Below are 20,216 nucleotides of genomic sequence, written 5' to 3' on the forward strand. Positions count from 1 at the left end.
AATTGTTTGCTTAAGCAAGTGTTTGATATACTAACCCAACTTAATTATTGAAGCTTTTCAAGCATGGCTGAACCTAACGACAAGATTAAATCTAGCGAAAAAGTTAAACGTAGAGAGAGCGATAGCGCCACTTTGCGCCAACGCGGCATTTACTTGTTACCAAATTTGTTTACCTCTGCGGCATTGTTTTCAGGTTTTTTTGCCATTGTGCAGGCGATGAATGGCAACTTTGAGCTTGCCGCCATTGCCATATTTGTAGCGATGGTGTTAGATGGTTTAGATGGTCGCGTTGCCCGCATGACTAATACTCAAAGCGCTTTTGGTGCAGAGTATGATAGCCTTTCAGATATGGTGTCTTTTGGCGTTGCACCAGCACTCATTCTATATATATGGGCGTTAAAGCCGTTGGGTAAATTGGGTTGGCTTGCGGCTTTTACTTATTGTGCGTGTGCTGCACTGCGTTTAGCCAGATTCAACACTAAGTTAGACGACGAGCATCAAGATAAACGCTATTTCCAAGGCTTACCTAGCCCAGCCGCAGCTGCATTGTTGGCTGGTTTTGTGTGGGTTTCGTACGAGTACGGCGTGAGTGGCCGCGATGTGTTTTTCGGTGTATTGCAATGGAAGTGGATGGCGTGGGGCCTTACTATATTCGCGGGCCTTTCTATGGTGAGCGATTTGCGCTATTACAGCGGCAAAGACATTAACCTAAAAGAAAGCGTGCCATTCTTTGTGATTTTGGCCATTATGTTGGTGATTGTGCTGGTTTCATACAGCCCTCCAGAGGTCTTGCTGTTCGTGATGGCATCTTATGCGCTATCAGGTTACATCATGTGGATACAGGAAAAATTTGAGAAAGCTAAACCTGAATAAATCGTTAACTTGACGACTCTTGCGACTTCTCTGAGAGTCTAGTGATTTTAAATTGAGTGCTTCAAAATAAACACTAGAAATTAAACACTTGCGCAACTTTGTAAAAAATACTATATTTATATCACTATGTTTATTTCACATATTTCATCAGTTATTTATGCAGCTAGCGTTATCGCTAGCGCATTGTTATTGCGCAAACTCTTTGCGTTACGTACTGCTGCGCTTCGTAGCAACAACCTGCGCTAGCGCGCAAACTATACCCCCACACACCATTGAATTAAATGCCGTTGCGTAATAGTCGCAGCGAAATGCTATTATTTGTGCTCAATGCATTTGAGTGTGATAGCGCTAAAATTAAACAGAATAAAAGATAGGTAATGACGATGAACACAGCGACCAACCAAGCAGCAAAACAAGATCAAATTATTATTTTTGACACCACATTGCGCGATGGCGAACAAAGCCCAGGCGCAGCGATGACCAAAGAAGAAAAAATTCGTATTGCACGCCAACTTGAAAAATTGGGTGTTAACGTGATTGAGGCAGGCTTTGCTGCGGCAAGCCCAGGGGATTTTGAATCCATTTCAGAAATCGCAAAAATCATTAAAAACTCAACGGTTTGTTCATTGGCTCGTGCCAGCGAAAACGATGTTCGACGTGCAGGCGAAGCGATTAAACATGCCGCTAGTGGTCGTATTCATACGTTTATTGCTACCAGCAAAATTCACATGGAAAACAAATTGCGCATGACAGAAGACCAAGTGGTCGAGCGTGCCGTGCAAGCCGTTAAATGGGCATTGGAATACACCAAAGATGTAGAGTTTTCAGCCGAGGACGCAGTACGCTCCGATATGGACTTCTTAGTACGTGTGTTTGATGCAGTCATTGAGGCTGGCGCAACGACTATCAACGTACCAGATACAGTCGGCTATTCAATCCCAGCACCTTGGGGTGAGCGGATGGCGACACTTATTCAACGCGTGAAAAATAGCGATAAAGTGGTGTGGTCTACGCACTGTCATAACGATTTGGGTATGGCTGTGGCCAACTCATTGGCGGCGGTAATGAATGGTGCGCGCCAAGTGGAGTGTACGATTAACGGCTTGGGCGAGCGTGCAGGTAACGCCAGTTTAGAAGAGGTAGTCATGGCGATTAAAACTCGCAGTGACATTTTTAACTTAACTACCAGTATCGACGCAACACAAATAGTCACAACTAGTAAATTAGTGTCAACTATTACAGGTTACCCAGTGCAGCCAAACAAAGCGATTGTAGGCGCGAATGCATTTGCCCATGAATCTGGCATCCATCAAGATGGTGTATTAAAACATCGCGAAACTTACGAAATCATGCGTGCAGAGGATGTAGGCTGGAATGCTAACAAATTAACTTTGGGTAAGTTGTCAGGTCGCAATGCATTTAGAACTCGCTTGAAAGAGTTGGGCATTGAGTTAGAAACAGATGATTTGTTGAATGTTGCATTTGCAAAATTCAAAGATTTAGCCGATAAAAAGTCTGAGATTTTTGATGAAGATTTGCACGCTTTAGTAAGCGATGACTTTGTTTCAGAAGCAACAGAAAGTTTCAAATTAGTATATTTGCAAGTGTCATCTATTACAGGTGAAGTGCCGCATGCCATTATCACCATCTCAGAAAATGGTAGTGAAACACGTGCTGAAGCTAATGGTGGGGGGCCAGTAGATGCGGCTTTCAAAGCAATTGAAACGATTGTAAGTAGTGGCGCTGAGTTGCAGCTTTATTCAGTCAATAATATCACCAGTGGCACCGATGCGCAGGGCGAAGTGACCGTGCGTCTTTCTAAAGGTGGTCGTATTGTGAATGGACAGGGCGCGGATACCGATATTGTGGTTGCATCGGTAAAAGCCTATTTGAATGCGTTGAATAAAATTCAGTCTAAATCTGAGCGTGCGCATCCGCAAGTATAGTCATAGCAGTATTGTGGAGTAGCTTTGTTGTCTGAGTTGACTACATACATAGTCAACTCAGACACAATCTTGAATATCATCATTTAAATGAAAAATAAAAACCAAGGTCTGTTGATAGTTTTAGCGCTGTTCTGCACCTATTTCATCTGGGGCTCAACTTATCTTGCTATTCGCTTTGGTATAGAAAGCTTTCCACCATTTCTAATGGCGGGTATGCGCTTTGCGATTGCAGGCTCAATTTTATATATTGTGATGCGCATTTTGGGCGCACCTAACCCTAGCAAGCGGCAGTGGCTAGGCGCGACTGCGGTTGGTATTTTGCTGCCGGCACTTGGCAATGGTACTGTTTGTTATGTGCAACAAACCGTGTCGTCAAGTGTTGCTGCGCTTTCTATAGCTACCGCGCCAATTTGGATGGCGATTTTCTCGTCTATTTGGGGTCATAAAATCACCCATAAAGAATGGCTAGGGATCGCTATTGGTTTAGTAGGCATTGTGCTGCTAAACGTTGGTGGTAGCCTGCATGGCGAGTTGGCGAGTGCAATGCTGTTGATATTTGCTGCGGCCAGTTGGTCGTTTGGCTCGGTATGGAGCAAGCGCATGGATATGCCAACTGGTTTAATGGCAAGTGCCGCACAAATGCTGGCTGGTGGCGTGGTGCTTTTGTGTGTAAGCGCATTTCAAGGTGAAAGCTGGCCGCAATATATTAGTGCTAAATCTTGGGGTGCCATGCTGTTTTTGGTCGTCTTAGGCTCTATTGTTGCTTACAGTGCTTATCAATATTTACTTAAAACTGTGCGCCCGCTAGTGGCGAGTAGTAATACATTCGTGAACCCTGTTGTGGCATTCATTGCGGGTATTTGGTTTGCAAATGAGCATGTCACCACTAATGAATACATTGCACTGGCGATTATTTTGGTTGGCGTATTCTTAGTCCTTTCTGAAAGCGGTAAATCGGAAAGTAGCGAAGTAACTTAATTAGCCTTTAACTTATAAAATTTAATTGACAAAGATTTTTAAAAAAGACCTTGAACATGAAACAAAATTTAGCACTATTCGATTTAGACAATACTTTGCTTGCAGGCGATAGCGATTACAACTGGAGCTTATTTTTAATCAGTGAGGGTTTGCTTGATGCAAAAACACATCAAGATCGTAACGAGCAGTTTTATCAAGATTATAAAAATGGCTGTTTGAATATTACAGAATTTTTAGCATTTCAGTTAAAGCCTCTTTCAGAGCATTCTAAAAAGTTCTTAGATGAGCTGCATGTGAAATACATGGATAAAGTGATTCGCCCAATGATGACGAAAAAAGCGCAAGCCTTGGTAAACGAGCATAAAGCCGCAGGTGATTTATGTGTAATCATTACCGCAACCAATAGCTTTGTCACTAAACCAATTGCAGCGGCCTATGGCATTGAGCATTTACTTGGCAGCGACCCTGAAATGGTCAATGGTGAATATACGGGTGGCGTAACAGGCGTGCCGACTTTCAAAGAGGGGAAAGTGATTCGCCTTAATCATTGGCTAGAAGCACGAGGCACCAAACTAGGCGATTACGAAGTGAGCTATTTTTATAGTGATTCGCATAATGATTTACCATTGATGCAATTGGTAACCAACCCAGTTGCGGTAGATGCAGATGAGATATTAACTGCATATGCAAAAGAGCAAGGTTGGCCTGCAATCAGCCTGCGTGACTAGTTGCTAGCCAGCTAAGTTATCTACCAAGCACTACTTCCAGTATGAACTTACTGCCGACATAAGCCAGTACTAGCAACATAAAGCCAGTTAAGGTCCAGCGTATGGCTTTTAGGCCGCGCCAGCCATATTGAAAACGACCGTATAAAAGTGCGCCATAGATAATCCAGCTGGCAATTGAGAATACGGTTTTGTGATTAAATTGCATCGGTTTGCCAAAAATCTGCTCTGAAAATAATATGCCGCTAATGAGTGTGACTGTCAGCAGAATAAAGCCTAGTGTAATGATTCTGAATAGTAATGTTTCCATCACCATCAGTGGTGGAAAGCTCGGTAATTTGATTAGTGTCGGTTTATTATGCAAAGCACGTTCGGCAACCGTCATCAGCAAGGCGTGAAATGTGGCGAATGTGAATAAGCTATAAGCCAGCAATGCAATGGCGATATGTGCTAAAAATAAGGGCGATTCAGCCAGTGGCATGAAGTGATTTGCTGCATTAGTGGCTGGCAGAATTGCAAAAATAGCAGCAGGTGGTAAAACGAAAGCTTGCAAGCTCGTCAGCTCATGTTTTAAGTCAGCCAGCCAGTAAATTAGGACAGTTAACCAAGAAATTGCTGAAAGCATATTAAAAAAGCCTAAATTGAAGTGGTTTTCAAAAATGACTTGATATAGCAACCATGCGTGAATGATTAACCCGAGCGTTATCATCGCTGAGTGTAGCTTTAGGGATTGTGCATTGGTTGTAACTTTAGCGCCGCGCCAAAAGTCCGCAGCTACCGCGATATAAATAACGAAAACGACTAAATATGGAATTAAATTTTGCATAACGTGATTATGGCGCAAATATGCTGTAAATATAATAGGTTGATGTAAAATCAAGTATCTAATGATTTGTAAGAGAACGCGATGCTAGAAAATCTAACCGACCGCCTACAGGGTGTCATCAAAACTTTACGTGGTCAAGCTAGGCTTACGGAAGAAAATATTTCAGATGCAATGCGTGAAGTGCGTATGGCATTGCTTGAGGCAGACGTTGCCCTGCCAGTGGTAAAAGAGTTTATCGCACAAGTTAAACTACGTGCGCAGGGGCAAGAGGTATTGCAAAGTCTAACGCCAGGCCAAGCCGTTATTCAGGTAGTACATGACGAACTTACCGAGTTAATGGGTAAGGCAAATGTCGGCTTGAACCTCGCAGTGGTTGCGCCGGCAATTATTTTGATGGCTGGTTTGCAAGGTTCAGGTAAAACCACAACTTCAGCCAAACTTGCAAAATTATTAAAAGAACAAAAAAAGAAAGTGCTACTTGCTAGTGCAGACGTTTACCGCCCAGCTGCGATAGAGCAGCTTAAAACGCTGGCTAAACAACTAGAGGTTGATTGCTTTGATAGCAACGCCACTCAAAAGCCCGCAGATATTGCTGCAGCGGCACTAGATTTCGCTAAACGCGGATATTACGATGTCATTATTTTCGATACCGCAGGTCGCTTAGGTATTGATGAAGTAATGATGGCGGAAATTAAAGCGCTACATACATTACTTAACCCGATTGAAACGCTGTTTGTGGTCGATGCAATGCAAGGTCAAGATGCGGTTAATACTGCAAAAGCCTTTGGCGACACATTGCCGCTGACAGGGGTAATCCTCACCAAATTAGATGGTGACTCACGCGGCGGTGCCGCTTTATCTGTACGCCACATTACTGGCAAGCCAATTAAATTTGTCGGCGTAAGTGAAAAGGTTGATGGACTAGAGCCATTCCACCCCGAGCGTATGGCGTCACGCATACTGGGCATGGGTGATGTGCTGAGCTTAATTGAACAAGCGCATAAAAATGTCGACATGGCAGAGGCACAAAAACTCGCCGATAAAGTTAAATCAGGTAAGAACTTTGATTTGGATGACTTTAAAGCGCAGATGTCGCAAATGCGCAAAATGGGTGGCATGGGCGCGCTGATGGACAAAATGCCCGCGCAAATGGCGGGTATGGCAAATAAAATGAATCCAGACGATGCTGATAAAGCAGTTCGCCGCATAGAAGGCATTATTAACAGCATGACGCCACTTGAACGTCGCAAACCAGAGCTGATTAAGGCAACACGCAAGAAACGCATTGCGGATGGCTCAGGCGTGCAAGTGCAAGAAGTAAACCGTTTGCTCAAACAGTTCGAAGAAACTCAAAAAATGATGAAGATGTTCGCAAAAGGAGGCATGGCTAAAATGATGCGAAACATGGGCAATTTGATGGGCGGGAAAATGCCTGGTATGCGTTAACCCCTTTGAGTGAGCTGCTTTTAGTTAATAACTTTGAATTAACTACTATGCGGTAAAAATCAGAGCAAATATCTCACGATATTTGCTCTAAACGTATATTCGGCGGGCTTTATGATGTGGTCCGCATTAATAATATAAAAAGTTTAGATAATTTGCTAATTTAGCATTGACCAAGTAGTAAGTTTCTAGCATAATTGCGCCCTTTCGTAGGTGATGCTTTATTAATAACAAAGCAGCTCTGAGAAAATACCAGAAACACAGAATTACCCATTAAGTAGTTAGTTTCACAATGGGGCGTTAGCTCAGCTGGTAGAGCAGCGGACTTTTAATCCGTTTGTCGTGGGTTCGATCCCCGCACGCCCTACCAATTCAAAGCCTAGTCAGAAATGACTAGGCTTTTTTGTTATGCAAATATGCTGGTTAATAGCTGTGCTATTTAACACCTTATATAAACGGTAAATTTCTATTTTTGGTATACTGCTCACTGGTATTTAAAAGTACTTGGGGTGTTAGCTCAGCTGGTAGAGCAGCGGACTCTTAATCCGTTTGTCGCGAGTTCGATCCTCGCACGCCCTACCAATACCTTGATTGTTCAGGTAAACCACATATTTCACTATGGTGAATGTTAAGCCTTGTAATGATTGTTGAGCTTTTGTTCGAAAGTAAGCAGCCTTAACTTTTAGTCAGGAGTTTTTCAAACTCATCTGCGGGAACGGGTCTGGAGAATAAAAAGCCTTGTGCGTAATCACAATCGGCTGCAATAAGTAGATCTCGTTGCTCCACTGTTTCAACGCCTTCTGCAATCACTTTGATGCCTAGTTTGTGTGCCATCACGATGATAGCTTCACAAAGTGCCATGTCTGCGGATGTAGGCGATAAGTTGCGTGTAAATGATTGGTCAATTTTTAGATAGTCAATGTCAAATTTCTTGAGATAGGATAGTGAGGAGTAGCCTGTCCCAAAGTCATCCAGAGCGACTTGAATACCAGCGTCACGAAATGCTAGTAGCTTGTTATTAATTAGGTCGCTGGCATCCATTAGCATCCCTTCAGTAATTTCTACAACAATACTTTGACCAGATAAGTCTAGCGCTTTAAGTTGATCTGGCCAAGGCGCATATTTTGAAAAGTCATCACGAAATTGCACGGGAGATTTATTGATGCTAATTTGGAATTCAGGATGGTATGCTACGCGCCAAGTGGCTGACTGCTTTACCGCTTCATGAAATACCCACTCACCAATGCTATTGATCAGGCCGGTTTCTTCCGCAATCGGGATAAACTCCGCGGGGCTAATCTGGCCACGTATTGGATGTTGCCAGCGAATTAATGCCTCAGCTTTGTGGATGGAGTTATTGGCAAGCTCTATAATTGGTTGGTAAAAAAGTCTTAGCTGACCTGCATCTTGGGCATCACGTAACTCATTTGTCAGTCGCATGCGGTTTAGCGCGGATTTCTGCATGGCTTGAGTAAAGTAATGGTAACGATTGCGCCCCATTTGTTTGGCTGCGTACATCGCTTGATCGGCGCTTGTTAGTAGCGTTTCATTTGTTGTGGCGTCATCAGGATAAAACGCGATGCCCACACTCGCTGAAATGTAGGCAATTTCATTACCAAGATGAAAGGCTTCTGTCATTTGGTTGAGAATGTCTTGCGCTACGCGTTCTACAATGCTGATGTCGTCTAACTGGCCAAGAATCACTGTGAACTCATCTCCGCCAAGTCGTGACAAAGTATCGCTTTCGCGCACACAACGTTTTAATCTTATTGACGCTTCCTTGAGCATTGCATCGCCCATATCATGGCCAAAGTTGTCATTAATCTCTTTGAATCGGTCTAAGTCGATAAAGAGTAGTGCTAACTGTAGATTATTTCGATTGGACTTCTTAATTTCCTGATTAAGACGGTCATGAAACATCTGACGATTAGGCAATCCCGTTAAAAAGTCGAAGTTGGCTTGTTTCCAAATAAGCTGATCGGCTTCTGTTTTCTGCGTAATATCTGTAAACATAGCAATGCGTCTTTGTACTGTGCCGTCTTCGTTATACACAGTATTGATCATCAGCCTCTTAGGATAGATTTCGTCATTCTTTCGTCTATCCCAAATTTCACCTCGCCATTGGCCTGTCGAGTTAATTTCATGCCACATGGTGTTGAAAAATGTTACATCATGTCGGCCAGAGCTCAGCATTCTTGGATTTTTACCAATGACTTCATCGAGACTGTAACCGGTGATATTTGTGAAAGCTGGATTAATAGCAATGATTGCGTTATTAGCATCGGTAATCATAATGCCTTCGCTACTGGTGTCGTAAACTGAGGCTGCGATTCTGAGCGATTCCTCACCAGCCTTACGCTGCATTTCCCTATCGAAGTTATCCAGTGCAAAAGAAATATCTTTCGACATATCTTCTAGCAGGGCTATTGCCTCTAAATCAAATGCATTTGCATACTCATGACAAACAGTCAGTACGGCAAATTTTTTGCCATTACGTTGTATTGGAAATGCTGCAGCTGAAGCCCAGCCAATAGCTATGGCGTTACTGACCCATGTTGCCGTCATTGGATTGGTCATGAAGTCGTTGATAATGATTGGTCTATTTTCCCGTAGTGCCGTGCCCGTAGTGCTTCTACCCTCAAGAACGTCTACTCTGGAGGATACTTTTATATTGTCTAGGTGTTTTGTTGAGTCGCCATTACTCGCTACGGGTAAAATCAGGTCCCCAGTAGTGTCCAGCTGTCCGACCCAAGCGATTTTCATGCCACCAAATTCAACAGCACACCGACACACTAGTGGAAATAGCTCGGATTGTTGTTCCATGCGTACAATGGCCAGATTAATTTCACTGATTGCCTTATACAACATGGATAGGCGTTTAATTCTATCATCAGATTGTTTGCGCTCTGTAATGTCGGTAATAAAGCCATGCCAAAGGATGCTGCCGTCTGACATTTTCTCAGGTTGTGACTCTCCTCGTCTCCAACGTATACCTTGCTTCGGCAACACAACTCTGAACTCATGTTGCCATAGAGATAGTGTACGTGCCGACTCTTGAATAGAGGCTAAAACGTCATCTAAATCTTCCTGATGTATTGTCGAGAATGCCACTGTCGCATTTTCTTTAACTTGTTGTGGTGAAACTTCATATATATCTTGTATTGCTTCACTGGCGTAAGGAAAGCATGAACTACCATCTGGAGATAATTTAAATTGGTAAATAACCCCTGGTACCCGTTGGGATACTTTATTGAACAGCATATTTTTTTGTAATAACAACGATTCTGTTGATTTGACTCTATCAATCACTAACGCAATTAATATACCAACAGTCGTTAGCGCCAGCATATACAGCCAAAAGTTTAGCAAGCCAACTGGTACTTGATTATTTGTCGTACCACCCACCGCTAATACCATCCCTAACAGCATTTGTATGGCTGTCATAACCAGTAAAAGTAGTGCGCCATGACGACCGAAGCGAACAGCTGCCCATGTTACAAATAGGAAGACCCAGTAACCTCTAGCGGTAATACCAAAAATATCGTGAAACCAACCCAAAAAGATCACCTGACCAGCAAAAAATGCAAGTCCGAAGCCAATGATGGCCTCAGTGATACGCTCCCGCTTTACCCAGTCGTAAGGTATTTGGCGCCAGACCAAAATCAGCGGTGTCACAAGTAGTATGCCTAATATATCGCCTTGCCACCAATTTAAAAAGTTATGCCCAACTTCGGATTTTGTCACTATCCCATTTAAGAACAGAGTGCTTAGGCCGATTGCTGCACTCACCAGAGAACTTAAAGCACCTGCTGCAGAAAGCCACAAAAAATCATGTGGCTGCTGAAGTGTGGGTTTGAATCGTTGTATGTGTGACAATATCCAGAAGCAGCTGAGCGCTTCTAATGTGTTACCAAAAGCAATCACCATAGAAATGCCAATTGGACTGCCTTGCATGATGTTGCCTGTGAGCGCCCCTATGAAAACGCTAGGCCAATATTTTTTCTTGCCGAGTATGAGTGCGGCCAGCGCTAAGCCGCTAGATGGCCAAACCATGGAGACAACGCCGTTGGTCGAGAAGTATCCTAGTGCAATTTTGGCGAGTAGCGCATAAGCTAAAGAAATACCAATCAGTAATGGTAGATCAGACCAACGGTAAAGTTGTTTTAGTTTGTAACTTGGCGCCACTTTTTATACTCAATATAAGTTAAATCATTTATTTTTATCTAAATCCCAACACGAGCGAATTTCATATTGCCATACAGGTAGCAGCAAATTTTTATGCGGCTATGTTTAAGGAGGGGTGATTAAAAATGCTTTACTTGATTAGTATATTATGCGGCGCTAAAGGATATTTAGAAGTTGGAATAAGACATAGAAAAAATACTTAGATCATTATAAGGATTACAATAAATAAGGTGCTTTATAGATTTAGTATACTCAATAATTACTGTAGAAATTATAAAAATACTCGATTTTTTTATTCTGCAATCACACTCAAAGTGTCTATCTTGGCTATATTTTTAGTCAATCTTATTACTGTATCTCTCCTCAACCGAGCTTTTAATAATCTCTGCTAAGCGTCTAATTCCTGGCCCCGCAAAATCAGGATTGGCTATCACTAGGTAGAGCGGAACTTCACGCGTGCCACCTTCAAGGAGCGGCAGTGGCTTAAGCAAGCCAGCTTCAAGTTCTTGCTTAATATGTGCTTCGGGCAGCCATGCGAAGCCATAGCCCATCGATACGGCTTGAATTGAGGTAGCGATTTGACTGACGGTCCAGCGTTGATCAACATCGACAATCGCAGGGCGCTGCCCGCGATTTTTACCTGAATCTCTCACCACTAGGTGACGATAAGCCCTAAGGTCTTTATAGGTGAGCGTGTGCCCTAAATGATGAAGGGGGTGGTCGGCATGGGCAACGGCAATTATTTTAATGCGAATCAACAGGTTACCTAAAAAGCCTGGAGGTAGTTGCGGAGAGATGGCAATATCTGCCTCCCCTTTGAGTAAAGCTTCAGAGGTACCGCCTATCACTGATTCAATTAGTTCTATACGTGTATGAGGGCTTTCTATGCCAAATTTTTGCATGCAGCTTAATAATAAGTGCGGCGGCAGGAGTATCTCGGCAGCAAGGTTAATATTGGCTTCCCAGCCTGCAGATAAGGCATGTGCGGCTTGTTCGAGTTCGTTGGCTTCATTAACAAGTGCTAGGGCACGGCGATACAGCATTTGACCCGTGGGGGTAAGTATGGCTTTGCGCCCTTGAATCTCAAACACTTTAACACCTAACATCGATTCAATTTTTTGCACCGCGTAAGTGATGGCTGACTGGCTCTTATACATCGTTTCTGCTGCCTGTGCATAGCCGCCAGCCTCTACGATACTAATCAACGTGCGCCATTGTTCTAAGGTGATATTTGGAGCCATTTAAGCTAATCCATCTAATTAGTTGATGATTTATAGCAGATTATTATACTTTTATATCTTATTGTTAAAGTATTTAATGGCTTCCTAGAAATTAATTTATTCAACCCCCTTTATTTTTAACGCTATTCACTTTGGAGTAAATCTTATGAAACGTTTTATTTTATTAGCTATTGCCGCCACCATCTCTACTGCAGCCATTGCTGCGCCAGAAACTTATGTGATTGACAGCAATCACAGCATGCCACGCTTTTCATACAGCCATTTTGGTTATTCAACACAGTTAAGTCGTTTTGATAAAGCAACAGGCAAAATCGTCATTGATCGTGCAGCGAAAACAGGCTCTGTGGATGTGACCATCGACACGACTTCAGTAAATACAGGCTTTGCTTTATTTAATGAGCACATTCAAGCTGAAGACTTATTTAATACAGCAAAATTTCCAACAGCAACATTTGTGTCTAAGAAAATGAATTTTGAAGGTGATAAGCCTGTTTCAATTGATGGCACGTTGACAATCAAAGGTGTTAGTAAAGCAGAAACACTGACTGTGACTTCGTTTATGTGTATGCCACACCCAATGTTGAAAAAAGATGCTTGTGGTGCGAACGCAACCGTAGTGATTAAGCGTTCAGATTTTAATATGGCTAAACATGTGCCTTACGTGAGTGACGAAGTGACCATCACTTTGCCTGTTGAGGCGGTTAAGCAATAAGTAGTAAAAAGGTTGATAGCGGATAGCTGGCTAGTTTTGTCAGCGGCAGAATATGGAGTTTGGTATGCAATATCAGCAAGTTAAAGCACGGCAATTGCAACGAGTAATTCAGTCTATTCCAACCTCAGATGGCGGCGGCGTGAAGTTGCGCCGTAGCCTCGGACAGTCTGGATTTACGCGACTAGACCCATTTTTAATGCTGGATGAATTTTCTTCTGAAAATCCAAATGATTACATTGCTGGCTTCCCTGATCACCCGCATCGAGGTTTTGAAACTGTGACTTATATGCTAGATGGCCATATGTTGCATCAAGACCATTTGGGTAATCAAGGCAATTTAAAAAGTGGAGGTGCGCAGTGGATGACTGCAGGTCGCGGCATTATTCACTCAGAAATCCCACAGCAAGAAAGTGGCCGTATGCGCGGTTTTCAGCTTTGGATAAATCTACCAGCCAATGAAAAGATGAAACCCGCGAGCTATTTAGATATTCAGCCTGATGAGATTCCATTAGTACATTTAGCAAATGCCGGTAGCCTTAAAGTGATTGCTGGCACGGCAGTGCTGGATGGTAAATCTGTTGCTGGACCGATTCAAGGTTTAACGACGGCGCCATTATTTATCGATGTACATTTGTCTGCAGGTGAAAGCTTTAGCCAATCAATTACAGAAGGGCACAATGCGTTTGTGTATCCCTATGAAGGTAAAGTATTGATTGGTGCTAACAGTGGTCAGCAGTTATTAGAACCACAATCTGTTGGTGTGCTGTCAGAAGGCGACTTTGTTGAAGTTAGCGCAGCAGAAACGCCTGCATCATTCTTGATCTTGGCTGCAAAGCCATTATTAGAACCTATTGTTCAATATGGTCCATTTGTGATGAATACACGTGAAGAAATCGACCAGGCTATTGCAGATTATCAAAATGGGCAGCTTGTGTAGGTGCCTAAATTAAGCAGTTTGTTTAGATACACAAAGCCCAGCCAGCAATGACTGGGCTTTATTTTTTCTGTGTTTTTAGTTTCAAATACAAGGTGGTTGGCTTTTCAACTTTGCGATGAAAAAAGTCGGCTAATATTAAACTGATAGCCCATGTGAGAAGCATGAAAATGCAAGCTAGCCATGAGTTTGTAAGGTTTAGCCAGCTAAAAATCGCATTAGTTAACATTAAAACTGAAAAATGCACGAGAAACAAAGCGTAGGAAATCGAACCTAAATAATGAATAAGCCTTTGTTGTTTTACATGCTCCTTGATTTGCATATTTCTGGTGAAAAATAGCGCAAGCGCAGTCAGCGCTGCAATCAAAATCCGCAATCTAAAATCAATCAAAATGGCAGTCATGGCAATGGTTATGTTTAGCCACAGCCAAGCGTTTGAATGCTCGAGTTGCCCTGCGTAATAAGCGATTGCACCCATGCCGTACGCACCAAAGAAATAAATCGCCCAGTCATCATAACGTTCGTGACGGTTAAACCAGAATAGAGAGCTGGCAGCGGTTAGCGTGATAATAATTAGAATCGCTTGTTTAGAGTTGGCTGCTTTTCCACCAAGCCAGCTAATACAAAGCATCACAAAGAATAGCTGAAAATCTACGGCAATGAACCATGCACCAGCTAATAGCGAATCGACATCCAGAACACCTTGCAGTAAGAAAACGTGCGACAGAAATTGAGAGAGTTTAGGAAAGTCTGGAATAAATTCATGGTCCACAATATTGCGTGCAATCATGGCGCAAATGACGGCGAGCATAAGTGCGAAAAAGAATGGAATCACTAATCTTAAATATCGGTTAGTTAAATTCACTTTTAGGTGGCGCATGCTGTTGCCATAATTAAGTACAGAGCGCGCTGCAAGGTAACCGCCAATGACAAAAAATATCTGTACCGCCATCCGCGCATAGTCATATAGCCAAGTGATGAGGGATGGTGCTATTTGTTGCACCGCATCTGAAATTGGGCCATAAGCGGCAAGATGGTGTAAAACAATCAACTGTGAAGCGATGGCTTTAAAAGCATCGATCATCGGGAAACGATTGAAATGGTCTTTCATGGCGTACTAATTCACATCGTATTAATTCATCTAGCGCCAATTATAATGTTTTCTAGGCGATTATGTGGCTTGGCTTGTGTACAATGTGACGCTTATTCATCGCGCTTTATGCGCCATATTGCCGCCTCAATAGCCACTCTAAAATAGTTTGAAACTTAAGCAATGATTTTAATCCCCGAAACCGAGTATGAACTTAGTGCAATCCGCGCACAGGGTGCGGGTGGGCAAAACGTGAATAAAGTGTCGAGTGCAATTCATTTGCGTTTTGATATTCAAGCCTCAACATTGAGTGGTTGGCTAAAAGAGCGCTTAATGCATTTGAAAGATAACCGCATCACGGCGGAAGGTGTTTTGGTGCTAAAAGCGCAACAATATCGTACGCAAGAAGCCAATAAGAAAGATGCTGTTGCGCGTTTACATGAAATTATTAATGCCGCAAACCAAGTAAAACCAACTCGTTATGCAACACGACCGAGTTACGGTTCGAAACAGCGGCGATTAGAAAGTAAAACACAACGTGGGCAAATTAAGCAGATGCGTGGCAAAATAGCGTCTGACAAAAATGAGCATTAACTTAACGTGAATATATTAGCTTTTGATACTTCAACTGAATACTTATCGCTAGCCTTGCTAAAAGATAGCGAAACGTATCGCTATGATTGCAATGCAGGCCAAACGCATTCGCAAATGATATTGCCGCAGATACAAGCCTTGCTGGATTCAGCAAGCTTGCAATTAAGTGATCTACAATGCATTGCTTTTGGCGCAGGTCCGGGCTCATTTACTGGTGTGCGCATTGCTGCTGGCGTTGCGCAGGGCTTGGGTTTTGGAGCTAACTTGCCGGTGGTTAGTGTGTGCACACTATTAGCGCTGGCCGAAGCCAGTGGCGCAGATAAAGTGATTGCTTGCTTGGATGCGCGCATGGGTGAGGTGTATCACGCAGCATATGAAAAAATGGATAATGTATGGCAATGCATCATTGAGCCTGGCTTATATAAACCAGACACTGTACCTGCCATTAATGGAGCAGGTTGGGTGGGTGCTGGTAGTGGTTGGCAGACTTATGCTGAACAATTAAGCGCTGCCTACGCAGAGCAATTGCAAGCGACTCAACCGCAGTTGTTGCCCGTAGCCGAAGCGATACTCAAACTCGCTTTGCCAATATTTACAAAAGGCGAAGCAAAACCAGCAAGTGAAGCCATGCCTCTTTATATTCGTAACCGCGTAGCGCTTAAAACCGCTGAGCGCGAGCAAGGCTTACGTTTATGAGCGCTGTGCTAAAAACACAATATCAGTTCCGCCCTATGCAAATGGATGACTTGGATGCCATCATGGCGATTGAGCCAAAGATTTATCCTTATCCATGGACGCGTGGTAACTTTAGTGACTCATTGACCTCTGGTTATAGCGCTTGGGTCATGATGTTGAATGAACAAATTATCGGTTATTCATTGATGATGCTAGTGTTGGATGAAGCACATTTGCTTAACTTGAGCGTAGCAAAATCCTACCAAAAACAGGGTTTAGGACGAACGCTTTTAGAGTATATGGTGAGTATTGCCAAAAACAATCAAATGGCTAATATGTTTTTGGAAGTACGCCCAAGTAATATTTCTGCCATCGCTTTGTATGAAAATATGGGGTTTAATGAAATGGCCGTTCGTCGTGGATATTATCCTGCTGCAACTGGCCGTGAAGATGCGGTTTTAATGGGTTTGGCACTTTAATGGCCGCTTTGATTAGTCTCTGGAAAGTAATGCGATGATGACGCGCGAAGACATAATGCGAGAATTAGGGCTGTTGCCAGTATGGCAGTCGCGCGCGCCAGCGCCTGTAGCTGAGGCAATTAATATTGAAAATCAGGCTTTAATCCAACAAGACATCACATTAAAGCCTGACCTAGAAGTACAGTTGGTAGATGTGGTTGTAGAGGAGTTATTGGTAAATCCAGACAAATCTCCAGAAATGTTAACGCCAGTCGCCATTGAACCGCCAGTATTCACCCATATTGCGAGCGATGATGGTGAGTATTTATTTGTACTGCCGAGTGCTGCAATGAGCGCAGACGAGCTACAGTTATTTCAAAATATATGCAAAGCGCTACGGATTAAAACCAAGGCAGCTGAAACCTCATCTGATATTTTGGCGTCCATCAGTGGTATGCCAACTAAATTGCTATTGGTCATGAGCGAAGCCGTGGCGCAAGTGACACTCCAATCTACTGAGCCAATCGCTCACCTACGTAGCACCCCGCATCAATTACATGGCGTTGCATTAGTCGCTACTTATGGTTTACTGCATTTATTACAAAACCCTGCAGATAAAGCAAAAGTCTGGCGTGATTTATGTATGGGATTGCAGATTTTACAAGACTTAAAAGTTACAAATAGTTAAAACAGCTAGAATTGCAAGGTCTTGAAATACAGAGCATAAGGCGCAATCTCATTTGAATAGAATGTATCTCGGTATGATGAATGTTAGTACAATGAGTCTTTAAATTTGATTTATTCATTAAGGAATGAACATGCAAAAAATTTACTTAAAACTATTGATGGTTTTGCTTTTGTTGAATCTAAGTGGCTGCGGCTACAACAATTTTCAATCACTAGATGAAGAGTCAAAAGCCAGTTGGTCGGAAGTGCTAAATCAATATCAGCGCCGTGCTGACCTGGTGCCTAACCTAGTGAATGTGGTAAAAGGCTATGCAGAACATGAAAAAGACGTGCTGACACAAGTGGCAGATGCCCGTTCAAAAGTAGGTAGCATGCAAGTAAATGCTGAGGTGCTGAATGACCCAGAGTTATTTGCTAAATTTCAAGCTGCACAAGCACAAATGAGTTCTGCTTTATCACGTTTAATGGCGGTTTCTGAAAACTACCCAAATTTAAAAGCAGATCAAGGTTTTAGGGATTTGCAAGCTCAGCTTGAAGGGACTGAAAACCGAATTACAGTAGCACGTAATCGTTATATAGAAACCATTAAAGTTTACAACATTGCAATACGTTCATTCCCACAGAACCTAACAGCAATGATGTTTGGCTATAAAACTAAACCATCATTCACTGTTGAAAATGAAAAAGCGATTTCAGTTGCACCAACCGTTGATTTTGGCGATAAAAAATAGCCATTGGTTAATCACATAACCTTCTAAATGAGCAGTAAGTGATTACTCACATTAAAGCGAGTTTGCTTGCAGTTTGCACAATGTTGTTATTTGTAACGTGCAATCTGCATGCTGAGCTCGTTGCTATTCCAGCACTGCAAACACACGTCACAGATTTAGCTCAAACACTCACCACCGAACAGCAAAGCCAGTTAGAAGCAAAATTCAAGGCTTTCGAGCTGGAAAAAGGCAGTCAAATTGCCGTGTTAATTGTACCTAGCACCAAGCCAGAAGAGATTGAGCAATATAGTATTCGGGTGGTGGATGCTTGGAAATTAGGTCGTGAAAAGCAAGATGATGGCATTCTTATTTTAGTGGCAAAAAATGACCATAAAATGCGGATTGAAGTAGGTCAGGGCCTAGAAGGTGCAATTCCAGATTTAATAGCGAAGCGTGTTATTAGTGAGGTGATGTCACCAAGTTTCAAGCAGGGAGATTTTTACGGCGGCATCAACAACGCTGCTGATAAATTGATGGGCTTGATTTCAGGTGAAAAACTAGCGCCGCCGCTACCTCAAGCTAGTCATGCCAATATGAGTTTTGATAATAGCCTAGCGCTTTTTGTTGTTGGCTGCTTAGTAGTAGGCGCCTTTCTTAGTTCGGTTTTAGGTCGACTTTTTGGCGCAGGCGCTACCGCAGGTATTATTGGAGGTGTCTCTTGGTTTATTTTAGGCACATTAGGGATGTCAATTTTTGTTGGTATCATGGCCTTTGTCTTCACCTTAATCATGCCCTATATTTTTGACGGAACTCGCGGCGGCGGAACATACTCAAGCGGCGGCTATGGGGGCGGTGGGTTTGGTAGCGGTGGCGGTAATGACAGCTTTAGCGGCGGCGGTGGTGGTTTTAGTGGCGGTGGCGCGTCAGGAGATTGGTGATGTCGTTTAAGCGCATAAAACGTTTAGCTAAGCACCTATTTATTTGGCCTGGCATGGTTAAACAATACTTTCCAAAAGAGTCAATGCTGCGTATTGAGAAAGCCATTGCTGCTAGTGAGAAAAATCACTTTGGCGAAATATGTTTTGTGGTCGAATCTAACTTACATGCGTTTGATATTGTTAAAAAAGTATCTGCTAGAAAACGCGCCATTGAGATTTTTTCAAAATTTCATGTGTGGGATACTGCGCAAAATAATGGCGTGCTAATTTACTTGTTGTTAGCCGATCACGATTTTGAAATTGTCGCTGACCGAGATATTCATCATCATGTAGGTAGCGAGGGCTGGGAACAAATCAGTCACGAAATGGAAAAGCACTTCAAAAATGGTGATTTTGAGTTTGGTGTTCTACATGGCATTACAAAAATAACTGAGCATTTGGATCGACATTTTGCCTCAGACAAAGAAAATGTTAACGAGCTAAGTAATGCGCCTATTGTTATCTAGTATCGTTTTTTTGTCGTTGATTTCTTTCAAGGCAACAGCCGAAATTTCTGATATATCAAAAATTTATCGCGAAGTACCAACTTTAGATGGCTTAGATGTATGTTTTGGAGGAGGTTGTGCTGAACTCAGACATATTTCCATTAATGCGCAGGAGTGGTCTCAAGTAGTAACTATTTTTGCGTTTAAAACAGAGGATGCTGCAATTGAGCGTCAGCAGATTTCTGATGCCGTAGGTATGATGGAAACTATAGTTGGCGCTAAAATAGGTACGTCAGGTGACCGCGCAGGAACTTTCAGTAATTCAAAGTTTCCGGGTCAGTTAGATTGCAATGATGAGGCGATTAACACCACAACCTATATGCATTTGATGCAACACTACGGCTTGATTAAGCTGCACGAAGCCGAAGACACGCGCACAAGAAGTTTCTTTTTTAACGGCTGGCCGCATACCACGGCTGTGATGCACGAAAAAGCCACGGGCGAACGCTTTGCAGTGGATAGTTGGTTTTATGATAATGGCGTACCCGCCACGATAGTGCCATTTGAGCTTTGGAAATCTGGCTATGTTCCTGCGGACAGCCCAGTTCGTAGCCACTAAATTTTTCTATCGGTGATGCCGTACTCTAATCCATTATAACAATTGCTGACTAAATGACTGATTAAATGTAAAATTCGGTCTTTGATTTTTGCTCAGA

At 42.8% G+C, this 20,216-nt stretch carries 19 protein-coding genes and 2 tRNA genes; 17 read left to right on the plus strand and 4 right to left on the minus strand.

Annotated elements, in window-relative coordinates; genetic code table 11:
• Window positions 1-63: 63 nt before the first annotated feature.
• The 4 genes from pssA (at window position 64) to PSU78_RS02830 (ending at window position 4,525) form a co-directional block, all read left to right on the plus strand.
• Window positions 64-873, plus strand: coding sequence for a CDP-diacylglycerol--serine O-phosphatidyltransferase (gene pssA, locus PSU78_RS02815; protein WP_300383949.1), 810 nt, complete (start codon window positions 64-66; stop codon window positions 871-873).
• A 383-nt stretch (window positions 874-1,256) separates the two neighbouring features.
• Window positions 1,257-2,819 (plus strand): 2-isopropylmalate synthase, encoded by a 1,563-nt coding sequence (locus PSU78_RS02820; protein WP_300383952.1) that lies wholly within the window; start codon window positions 1,257-1,259, stop codon window positions 2,817-2,819.
• 87 nt (window positions 2,820-2,906) lie between these two features.
• A complete protein-coding gene (gene yedA, locus PSU78_RS02825; protein WP_300383954.1) occupies window positions 2,907-3,797 on the plus strand; it encodes a drug/metabolite exporter YedA in 891 nt (296 codons plus the stop codon).
• 56 nt (window positions 3,798-3,853) lie between these two features.
• Window positions 3,854-4,525 (plus strand): HAD family phosphatase, encoded by a 672-nt coding sequence (locus PSU78_RS02830; protein WP_300383957.1) that lies wholly within the window; start codon window positions 3,854-3,856, stop codon window positions 4,523-4,525.
• A 16-nt stretch (window positions 4,526-4,541) separates the two neighbouring features.
• Here PSU78_RS02830 and PSU78_RS02835 read toward each other — a convergent pair whose 3' ends face one another.
• Window positions 4,542-5,348, minus strand: a complete 807-nt coding sequence (locus PSU78_RS02835; RefSeq protein ID WP_300383960.1) for an inner membrane protein YpjD — start codon at window positions 5,346-5,348, stop codon at window positions 4,542-4,544.
• Window positions 5,349-5,429: 81 nt separating this feature from the next.
• Here PSU78_RS02835 and ffh point away from each other — a divergent pair, with 81 nt between their 5' ends.
• The 3 genes from ffh (at window position 5,430) to PSU78_RS02850 (ending at window position 7,373) form a co-directional block, all read left to right on the plus strand.
• A complete protein-coding gene (gene ffh, locus PSU78_RS02840; protein WP_300383963.1) occupies window positions 5,430-6,794 on the plus strand; it encodes a signal recognition particle protein in 1,365 nt (454 codons plus the stop codon).
• A gap of 291 nt (window positions 6,795-7,085) precedes the next feature.
• Window positions 7,086-7,161, plus strand: a tRNA-Lys gene (locus tag PSU78_RS02845).
• A gap of 136 nt (window positions 7,162-7,297) precedes the next feature.
• Window positions 7,298-7,373 (plus strand) — tRNA-Lys (locus PSU78_RS02850).
• A gap of 93 nt (window positions 7,374-7,466) precedes the next feature.
• Here the strand turns inward: PSU78_RS02850 and PSU78_RS02855 are convergent.
• Together PSU78_RS02855 and PSU78_RS02860 are read right to left on the minus strand one after the other, a co-directional pair.
• Window positions 7,467-10,976 (minus strand): EAL domain-containing protein, encoded by a 3,510-nt coding sequence (locus PSU78_RS02855; protein WP_300383966.1) that lies wholly within the window; start codon window positions 10,974-10,976, stop codon window positions 7,467-7,469.
• 335 nt (window positions 10,977-11,311) lie between these two features.
• A complete protein-coding gene (locus PSU78_RS02860) occupies window positions 11,312-12,217 on the minus strand; it encodes a LysR family transcriptional regulator (RefSeq protein ID WP_300383969.1) in 906 nt (301 codons plus the stop codon).
• A 145-nt stretch (window positions 12,218-12,362) separates the two neighbouring features.
• Between PSU78_RS02860 and PSU78_RS02865 the strand changes: the two genes are divergently transcribed.
• Both PSU78_RS02865 and PSU78_RS02870 read left to right on the plus strand, forming a co-directional pair.
• Complete coding sequence (locus PSU78_RS02865) at window positions 12,363-12,929, plus strand: YceI family protein (protein ID WP_300383971.1); 567 nt, start codon at window positions 12,363-12,365, stop codon at window positions 12,927-12,929.
• Window positions 12,930-12,993: 64 nt separating this feature from the next.
• Entirely contained in the window at window positions 12,994-13,866 is an 873-nt protein-coding gene (locus PSU78_RS02870; protein WP_300383974.1) for a pirin family protein, read from the plus strand.
• A gap of 58 nt (window positions 13,867-13,924) precedes the next feature.
• Here PSU78_RS02870 and PSU78_RS02875 read toward each other — a convergent pair whose 3' ends face one another.
• Window positions 13,925-14,974, minus strand: a complete 1,050-nt coding sequence (locus tag PSU78_RS02875) for an acyltransferase (RefSeq protein ID WP_300383976.1) — start codon at window positions 14,972-14,974, stop codon at window positions 13,925-13,927.
• A 162-nt stretch (window positions 14,975-15,136) separates the two neighbouring features.
• Here PSU78_RS02875 and arfB point away from each other — a divergent pair, with 162 nt between their 5' ends.
• The 8 genes from arfB (at window position 15,137) to PSU78_RS02915 (ending at window position 20,119) form a co-directional block, all read left to right on the plus strand.
• Complete coding sequence (arfB, locus tag PSU78_RS02880; RefSeq protein WP_300383979.1) at window positions 15,137-15,547, plus strand: alternative ribosome rescue aminoacyl-tRNA hydrolase ArfB; 411 nt, start codon at window positions 15,137-15,139, stop codon at window positions 15,545-15,547.
• A 6-nt stretch (window positions 15,548-15,553) separates the two neighbouring features.
• The gene (gene tsaB / locus PSU78_RS02885; RefSeq protein ID WP_300383982.1) at window positions 15,554-16,243 is read left to right on the plus strand and encodes a tRNA (adenosine(37)-N6)-threonylcarbamoyltransferase complex dimerization subunit type 1 TsaB; all 690 of its coding nucleotides are present in this window, start codon (window positions 15,554-15,556) and stop codon (window positions 16,241-16,243) included.
• A complete protein-coding gene (rimI, locus tag PSU78_RS02890; protein ID WP_300383985.1) occupies window positions 16,240-16,701 on the plus strand; it encodes a ribosomal protein S18-alanine N-acetyltransferase in 462 nt (153 codons plus the stop codon). The genes tsaB and rimI overlap by 4 nt, the downstream gene beginning before the upstream one ends.
• Window positions 16,702-16,735: 34 nt before the next feature.
• Window positions 16,736-17,368, plus strand: coding sequence for a hypothetical protein (locus PSU78_RS02895; RefSeq protein ID WP_300383987.1), 633 nt, complete (start codon window positions 16,736-16,738; stop codon window positions 17,366-17,368).
• Between the two features lie 130 nt (window positions 17,369-17,498).
• Window positions 17,499-18,098 (plus strand): LemA family protein, encoded by a 600-nt coding sequence (locus PSU78_RS02900; RefSeq protein WP_300383990.1) that lies wholly within the window; start codon window positions 17,499-17,501, stop codon window positions 18,096-18,098.
• 38 nt (window positions 18,099-18,136) lie between these two features.
• Entirely contained in the window at window positions 18,137-19,015 is an 879-nt protein-coding gene (locus tag PSU78_RS02905; protein WP_300383993.1) for a YgcG family protein, read from the plus strand.
• Complete coding sequence (locus PSU78_RS02910) at window positions 19,015-19,521, plus strand: TPM domain-containing protein (protein ID WP_300383996.1); 507 nt, start codon at window positions 19,015-19,017, stop codon at window positions 19,519-19,521. The genes PSU78_RS02905 and PSU78_RS02910 overlap by 1 nt, the downstream gene beginning before the upstream one ends.
• On the plus strand, window positions 19,502-20,119 hold the full coding sequence (locus tag PSU78_RS02915) for a hypothetical protein (RefSeq protein ID WP_300383999.1): 618 nt from the start codon (window positions 19,502-19,504) through the stop codon (window positions 20,117-20,119). The genes PSU78_RS02910 and PSU78_RS02915 overlap by 20 nt, the downstream gene beginning before the upstream one ends.
• The last annotated feature ends 97 nt before the right edge of the window (window positions 20,120-20,216 follow it).

Origin of the sequence: Methylotenera sp., from assembly GCF_029945705.1 — a bacterium.
Classification (GTDB): Bacteria; Pseudomonadota; Gammaproteobacteria; order Burkholderiales; family Methylophilaceae; genus Methylotenera.